The following is a 6,380-nucleotide window of genomic DNA, read 5'->3' on the forward strand; positions in this document are numbered from 1 at the left end:
TTAAGGAAGCCGATATGAGTCAGCGTGGTCTGGAAGCACTACTGCGACCGAAATCCATTGCGGTGATTGGGGCGTCAATGAAGCCTAATCGCGCGGGTTACCTGATGATGCGTAACCTGCTTGCCGGGGGATTCAATGGACCTGTTTTACCGGTGACGCCCGCATGGAAAGCGGTGTTGGGCGTACTGGCCTGGCCCAATATCAATAGCCTGCCTTTTAGCCCGGACCTCGCAGTATTGTGCACCAATGCCAGCCGTAACCTGGCGTTACTCGAAGCGCTTGGCGAGAAAGGCTGTAAAACCTGCATTATTCTCTCGGCTCCCGCGGCACAGCACGCAGAACTGCTGGCCTGCGCATCACGCTACAACATACGTTTGCTGGGCCCCAACAGCCTGGGACTTCTCGCCCCCTGGCAGGGGCTTAACGCCAGCTTTTCCCCTGTCCCGATTAAGCGCGGCAAGCTGGCTTTTATCTCTCAATCCGCTGCCGTATCCAATACCATACTCGACTGGGCACAGCAGAGAGAAATGGGCTTTTCTTACTTTATCGCGCTGGGTGACAGCCTGGATATCGACGTTGATGAACTGCTGGATTACCTGGCGCGCGACAGCAAAACCAGCGCAATATTGCTGTATCTCGAACATTTAAGCGATGCCCGGCGCTTTGTTTCCGCCGCCCGTAGCGCCTCGCGCAATAAACCCATTCTGGTGATTAAGAGCGGTCGCAGTCCAGCGGCGCAGCGTTTACTGCATACCAGCGCAGGGATGGACCCAGCCTGGGACGCGGCTATCCAGCGCGCCGGTTTATTACGCGTGCAAGATACTCACGAACTGTTCTCGGCGGTCGAAACCCTGAGCCACATGCGTCCGCTGCGTGGCGACAGACTGATGATCATCAGCAATGGGGCCGCGCCAGCCGCACTGGCATTAGATGAACTGTGGTCAAAAAATGGCAAGCTGGCGACGCTGAGTGAAGATACCAGCCAGAAATTACGCGATGCCTTGCCTGAACATGTTGATATCGCCAACCCGCTGGATCTGCGTGATGATGCCAGCAGCGAACACTACGTTAAAACGCTGGATATTTTGCTCGCCAGCCAGGATTTCGACGCGCTGATGGTAATTCACTCCCCCAGCGCGGCCGCTCCCGGCACCGAAAGCGCGCAAGCATTAATCGAAGCGGTAAAGCGACATCCACGCGGTAAGTTCGTCTCGTTGCTGACCAACTGGTGCGGAGAGTTTTCCTCTCAGGAGGCCCGTAGACTGTTTAGCGAAGCCGGATTACCTACCTACCGTACGCCGGAAGGCACCATCACTGCGTTTATGCATATGGTGGAGTATCGGCGTAACCAGAAGCAGTTGCGGGAAACGCCTGCGCTGCCGGACTACCTGACCACCAACACCGCCGAAGCGCATAATCTGTTACAGCAGGCGATTGCTGAAGGAGCAACGTCGCTGGATACCCATGAAGTGCAGCCGATTTTACAGGCCTATGGCTTACACACTCTGCCAACGTGGATCGCCAGCGACAGCGCAGAAGCCGTACACATCGCGGAGCAAATCGGCTACCCGGTGGCGCTAAAGCTGCGTTCTCCTGATATACCGCATAAATCAGAAGTTCAGGGGGTAATGCTCTACCTGCGTACGGCAATAGAAGTGCAGCAGGCCGCCAATGCGATTTTTGATCGGGTAAAAATGGCCTGGCCGCAGGCACGCATTCACGGTTTATTAGTACAAAGTATGGCGAATCGCGCTGGCGCTCAGGAGCTTCGCGTCGTTGTTGAACACGACCCGGTATTTGGCCCATTGATTATGCTGGGTGAAGGTGGGGTTGAGTGGCGACCGGAAGAGCAAGCCGTAGTGGCATTGCCGCCATTGAATATGAATCTGGCGCGTTATCTGGTGATCCAGGGGATCAAAAATAAGAAGATCCGCGCTCGTAGCGCACTACGCCCACTGGATATCGCCGGGTTAAGTCAGCTTCTGGTGCAGGTCTCCAACCTAATCGTCGATTGTCCGGAAATTCAGCGTCTGGATATTCATCCGCTGCTGGCCTCCGCCGGTGAATTTACCGCACTGGATGTCACGCTGGACATTGCCCCATTCACGGGCGATAACGAAAGCAGACTGGCGGTACGTCCCTACCCCCATCAGCTAGAAGAATGGGTAGAGTTGAAAAACGGCGAGCGCTGCCTGTTCCGCCCCATTTTGCCAGAGGATGAGCCTCATCTGCAGCAGTTCATTTCTCAGGTAACCAAAGAAGATCTTTATTATCGCTATTTCAGTGAGATCAACGAATTTACCCACGAAGATTTAGCCAATATGACGCAGATCGACTACGATCGGGAAATGGCCTTTGTTGCGGTACGGTGTAAAGATAATCAGCAAGAGATCCTCGGCGTAACGAGGGCAATCTCGGATCCTGATAACGTTGACGCCGAGTTTGCCGTGCTGGTACGTTCAGATCTCAAAGGGCTCGGACTGGGCCGTCGGTTGATGGAAAAGTTAATTGCATATACCCGAGATCACGGACTTATGCGTTTGAATGGTATTACGATGCCAAACAATCGTGGGATGGTCGCCCTGGCCCGAAAACTCGGGTTTGCTGTTGACGTCCAGCTCGAAGAGGGAATTGTTGGGCTAACGCTTAATCTGGCCCAATTTGAGGAATCGTGAGTAAGGTACTGGAAATGTTGACCACATTAATGGGTACTGGTGGTATCATTGCCCGCTTATGTCGTCTGCATAGCACAGAGGACCCTTCAATGAACAGAGAAGAAATGCACTGTGATGTTGTCAAAATTTAAGCGTAATAAACATCAACAACACCTTGCCCAACTACCCAAGATTTCTCAGTCAGTTGATGATGTAGATTTCTTTTATGCTCCCGCTAATTTCAGGGAGACTCTGCTGGAAAAAATAGCCAGCGCGACGCGACGGATCTGCATTATTGCGCTGTACCTGGAACAGGATGACGGTGGCAAAGGCATACTCGACGCGCTCTATGCGGCAAAACGGCAGCGTCCTGAGCTGGATGTCCGGGTGCTTGTGGACTGGCACCGAGCCCAGCGCGGACGTATTGGTGCTGCGGCTTCGAATACCAACGCTGACTGGTATTGCCGAATGGCGCAAGAAAACCCTGGTATCGATATTCCTGTCTACGGAGTTCCGATTAACACCCGAGAAGCACTTGGCGTCCTGCATTTTAAAGGCTTTATCATCGATGACAGCGTCCTGTACAGCGGGGCCAGTCTGAACGATGTTTATCTGCATCAGCATGATAAATATCGCTATGACCGCTATCAGTTGATTCGCAACGCGCAAATGGCCGATATCATGTTCGATTGGGTTACACAGAACCTGATGAATGGTCGCGGCGTTAATCGCCTTGATGATATCAATCGCCCTAAAAGCCCGGAAATTAAAAATGACATCCGCCTGTACCGTCAGGAACTGCGCGATGCGTCATTCCATTTTCAGGGTGATGCGGATAATGAACAGCTTTCGGTTACGCCTCTGGTGGGACTTGGTAAATCCAGTCTGTTAAATAAGACCATTTTTCACCTCATGCCCTGCGCGGAGCACAAGCTCACAATCTGCACCCCTTATTTCAACCTGCCTGCCATACTGGTGCGCAATATCATTCAGCTGCTGCGTGAAGGGAAAAAGGTCGAAATCATTGTCGGTGATAAAACCGCCAACGACTTTTTCATTCCGGAAGATGAGCCATTCAAGATCATCGGTGCGCTGCCATATCTGTATGAAATCAATCTGCGCCGTTTCCTGAGCAGATTGCAGTATTACGTGAATACCGACCAGCTGGTCGTGCGCTTATGGAAAGATGATGACAATACCTATCATCTGAAAGGTATGTGGGTTGATGATAAATGGATGCTGCTCACCGGCAACAACCTTAACCCTCGCGCCTGGCGTCTGGATCTGGAAAACGCCATCCTTATCCACGATCCTAAGCAAGAGCTGACTCCCCAGCGCGATAAAGAGCTGGAGCTTATCCGCACGCATACCACAGTGGTTAAGCACTATCGCGACCTGCAAAGCATTGCTGACTATCCAGTCAAAGTGCGTAAGCTCATCCGTCGATTACGCCGTATTCGTATCGACAGATTAATTAGCCGTATTCTGTAACCAAGACCCCGTCCAGTGACGGGGTTTTTCATATGGAGGTAACGGTGCGCCTGTTTATTCTTACCAGTATCCTGGCCATTTCTGGCTGCAGCCACATGGCAAATGACCGCTGGAGCGGACAAGACAAAGCTCAACACTTCATCGCCTCCGCCATGCTTGCCGCAGCCGGAAATGAATATGCCCAACATCAGGGTAACAGCCGCGATCGCAGTGCGGCTATCGGCCTGATGTTCTCAGTCAGCCTGGGCGCGTCAAAAGAGTTGTGGGACAGCCGCCCCGCTGGGAGCGGCTGGAGCTGGAAGGACTTCGCCTGGGATGTTGCAGGCGCGTCTACCGGCTATGCAGTCTGGCAACTGGCACATTACTAGAGGCGCAGACCTTTCCCCTTCCCATGCAGCATCAGCGATACTAAAAACGCGACGACAGCCAGCGCTGTAACGTACCAGAAGAATGTCGTTTCCATACCGACAGACTTCAGGGATAACGCCACATATTCGGCTGAGCCGCCAAACAGGGCATTAGCTACCGCATAAGATAAGCCAACTCCCAAAGCGCGCACCTGCGCCGGGAACATTTCAGCCTTCAGAATACCGCTGATTGACGTATAGAAACTCACGATCAACAAAGCGCACATCACCAGAGCAAACGCCATATACGGGGACGTTACGCTTTGCAATGCTGTCAGAATGGGAACGGTGAAAATCGCGGCCAACGCGCCAAAACACAACATTGAAGTACGTCGGCCAATTTTATCTGACAAGGCACCAAACAGCGGCTGTACCAGCATGAACACACACAGTGCCGCTGTCATAATCCCGCTGGCTACGTTGGCATGCATACCGGCGGTGTTAACCAGATACTTCTGCATATAGGTTGTGAAGGTGTAAAAACACAGCGAGCCTGCAGCGGTAAAGCCAAGAACCATGATAAAGGCTTTACGATTACGCCACAGCCCTTTCAGAGAACCAGCTTCTTTCAGCGCGCGAACGTCCTGTTTTGAGGTTTCATCTAACTGGCGACGTAGCCATAGCGCAACAATAGCCAGTACGGCACCCAACGCAAATGGAATACGCCACCCCCACGATCTTAGCGCTGAGTCTTCTAACGTTTGCTGTAATATCACCACAACCAGCAATGCCAGTAACTGCCCACCAATTAACGTCACATACTGGAATGAAGCATAAAAACCTTTCTTACCTTCAACGGCTACTTCACTCATATAGGTAGCGCTGGTTCCGTATTCGCCACCAACAGACAGCCCCTGAAATAGTCTGGCCAGCAGCAATAGCGCAGGAGCCCAGGTACCGATGGTCTCATACCCCGGTAGACAAGCGATCACCAACGATCCCATACACATCATACAAACTGACAGCAGCATAGACTTTTTACGCCCATGCTTATCTGCTATACGACCAAACAACCAGCCGCCAATCGGTCGCATCAGAAAGCCTGCAGCAAAAACGCCTGCAGTTTGTAAGAGTTGTGTGGTGGTGTTTCCGGAGGGAAAAAAGATATGAGCGAAATAGAGAGAGCAGAAAGAGTAGATATAGAAATCAAACCATTCGACCAGATTCCCTGATGATGCCCCGACAATCGCCCATATACGACGACGGGTATCGCCGTCTGCCAGCATCCCGTTCTCAGTTACACTGCTATCAGCCATTAGAATTGTACCCCTGCCAACGATCGCGTTAATTTATCAATGAAGGTTGTGTCTATTTTGGTGAACTAAATGTTATATAATTGTTATAACTCATTGTGCGAGAAAGATCACGGTTTTAATTAGCAGGAAAATGATTCAGATATGTTCGAGGGAGAGAGCCGAGTTATCAGCCAGAAATAGTGTGAGTTTTGTAGGACGGATAAGGCGGGACGCCGCATCCGGCGGTTTTCACTCCGTACAGACGCAAAAAAGCCCATCCGTCAGGATGGGCTTCTTCACTTGTTTGATGCCTGGCAGTTTATGGCGGGCGTCCTGCCCGCCACCCTCCGGGCCGTTGCTGCGCAACGTTCAAATCCGCTCCCGGCGGATTTGTCCTCCTCAGGAGAGCGCTCACCGACAGACCACACATAAAACAAAAGGCCCGGTCTTTCGACCGGGCCTTTCGCTTTTATTTGATGCCTGGCAGTTCCCTACTCTCGCATGGGGAGACCCCACACTACCATCGGCGCTACGGCGTTTCACTTCTGAGTTCGGCATGGGGTCAGGTGGGACCACCGCGCTACAGCCGCCAG

At 52.2% G+C, this 6,380-nt stretch carries 4 protein-coding genes and 1 rRNA gene; 3 read left to right on the forward strand and 2 right to left on the reverse strand.

All coding sequences use genetic code 11. The annotated features are described in order from the left end of the window. Positions 1 to 14: 14 nt before the first annotated feature. From OGV94_RS03490 to OGV94_RS03505, 3 genes are all read left to right on the forward strand, one after another. Positions 15 to 2,675 carry a bifunctional acetate--CoA ligase family protein/GNAT family N-acetyltransferase gene (locus OGV94_RS03490; protein ID WP_286522589.1) on the forward strand — a complete coding sequence of 887 codons (2,661 nt, stop codon included), beginning with the start codon at positions 15 to 17 and terminating at the stop codon, positions 2,673 to 2,675. A gap of 114 nt (positions 2,676 to 2,789) precedes the next feature. After that, on the forward strand, positions 2,790 to 4,145 hold the full coding sequence (pssA, locus tag OGV94_RS03500; protein ID WP_003835350.1) for a CDP-diacylglycerol--serine O-phosphatidyltransferase: 1,356 nt from the start codon (positions 2,790 to 2,792) through the stop codon (positions 4,143 to 4,145). Between the two features lie 32 nt (positions 4,146 to 4,177). Continuing rightward, positions 4,178 to 4,513: a YfiM family lipoprotein gene (locus tag OGV94_RS03505; RefSeq protein ID WP_226791943.1), complete on the forward strand. Its 336-nt coding sequence runs from the start codon at positions 4,178 to 4,180 to the stop codon at positions 4,511 to 4,513. Here OGV94_RS03505 and OGV94_RS03510 read toward each other — a convergent pair. Both OGV94_RS03510 and rrf read right to left on the reverse strand, forming a co-directional pair. Then, positions 4,510 to 5,808: an MFS transporter gene (locus OGV94_RS03510; protein WP_043017230.1), complete on the reverse strand. Its 1,299-nt coding sequence runs from the start codon at positions 5,806 to 5,808 to the stop codon at positions 4,510 to 4,512. The genes OGV94_RS03505 and OGV94_RS03510 overlap by 4 nt on opposite strands. 457 nt (positions 5,809 to 6,265) lie before the next feature. Then, positions 6,266 to 6,380, reverse strand: a 5S ribosomal RNA gene (gene rrf, locus OGV94_RS03515).

Source organism: Citrobacter sp. Ce006, from assembly GCF_030336535.1.
In the GTDB taxonomy this organism is placed as follows: Bacteria; Pseudomonadota; Gammaproteobacteria; order Enterobacterales; family Enterobacteriaceae; genus Citrobacter; species Citrobacter europaeus.

Bases quoted from the DNA above. Each gene is read 5' to 3' on its own strand.
- OGV94_RS03490 (WP_286522589.1), top strand. From the start codon at position 15: ATGAGTCAGCGTGGTCTGGAAGCACTACTGCGACCGAAATCCATTGCG.
- pssA (WP_003835350.1), top strand. From the start codon at position 2,790: ATGTTGTCAAAATTTAAGCGTAATAAACATCAACAACACCTTGCCCAA.
- OGV94_RS03505 (WP_226791943.1), top strand. From the start codon at position 4,178: ATGGAGGTAACGGTGCGCCTGTTTATTCTTACCAGTATCCTGGCCATT.
- OGV94_RS03510 (WP_043017230.1), bottom strand. From the start codon at position 5,808: ATGGCTGATAGCAGTGTAACTGAGAACGGGATGCTGGCAGACGGCGAT.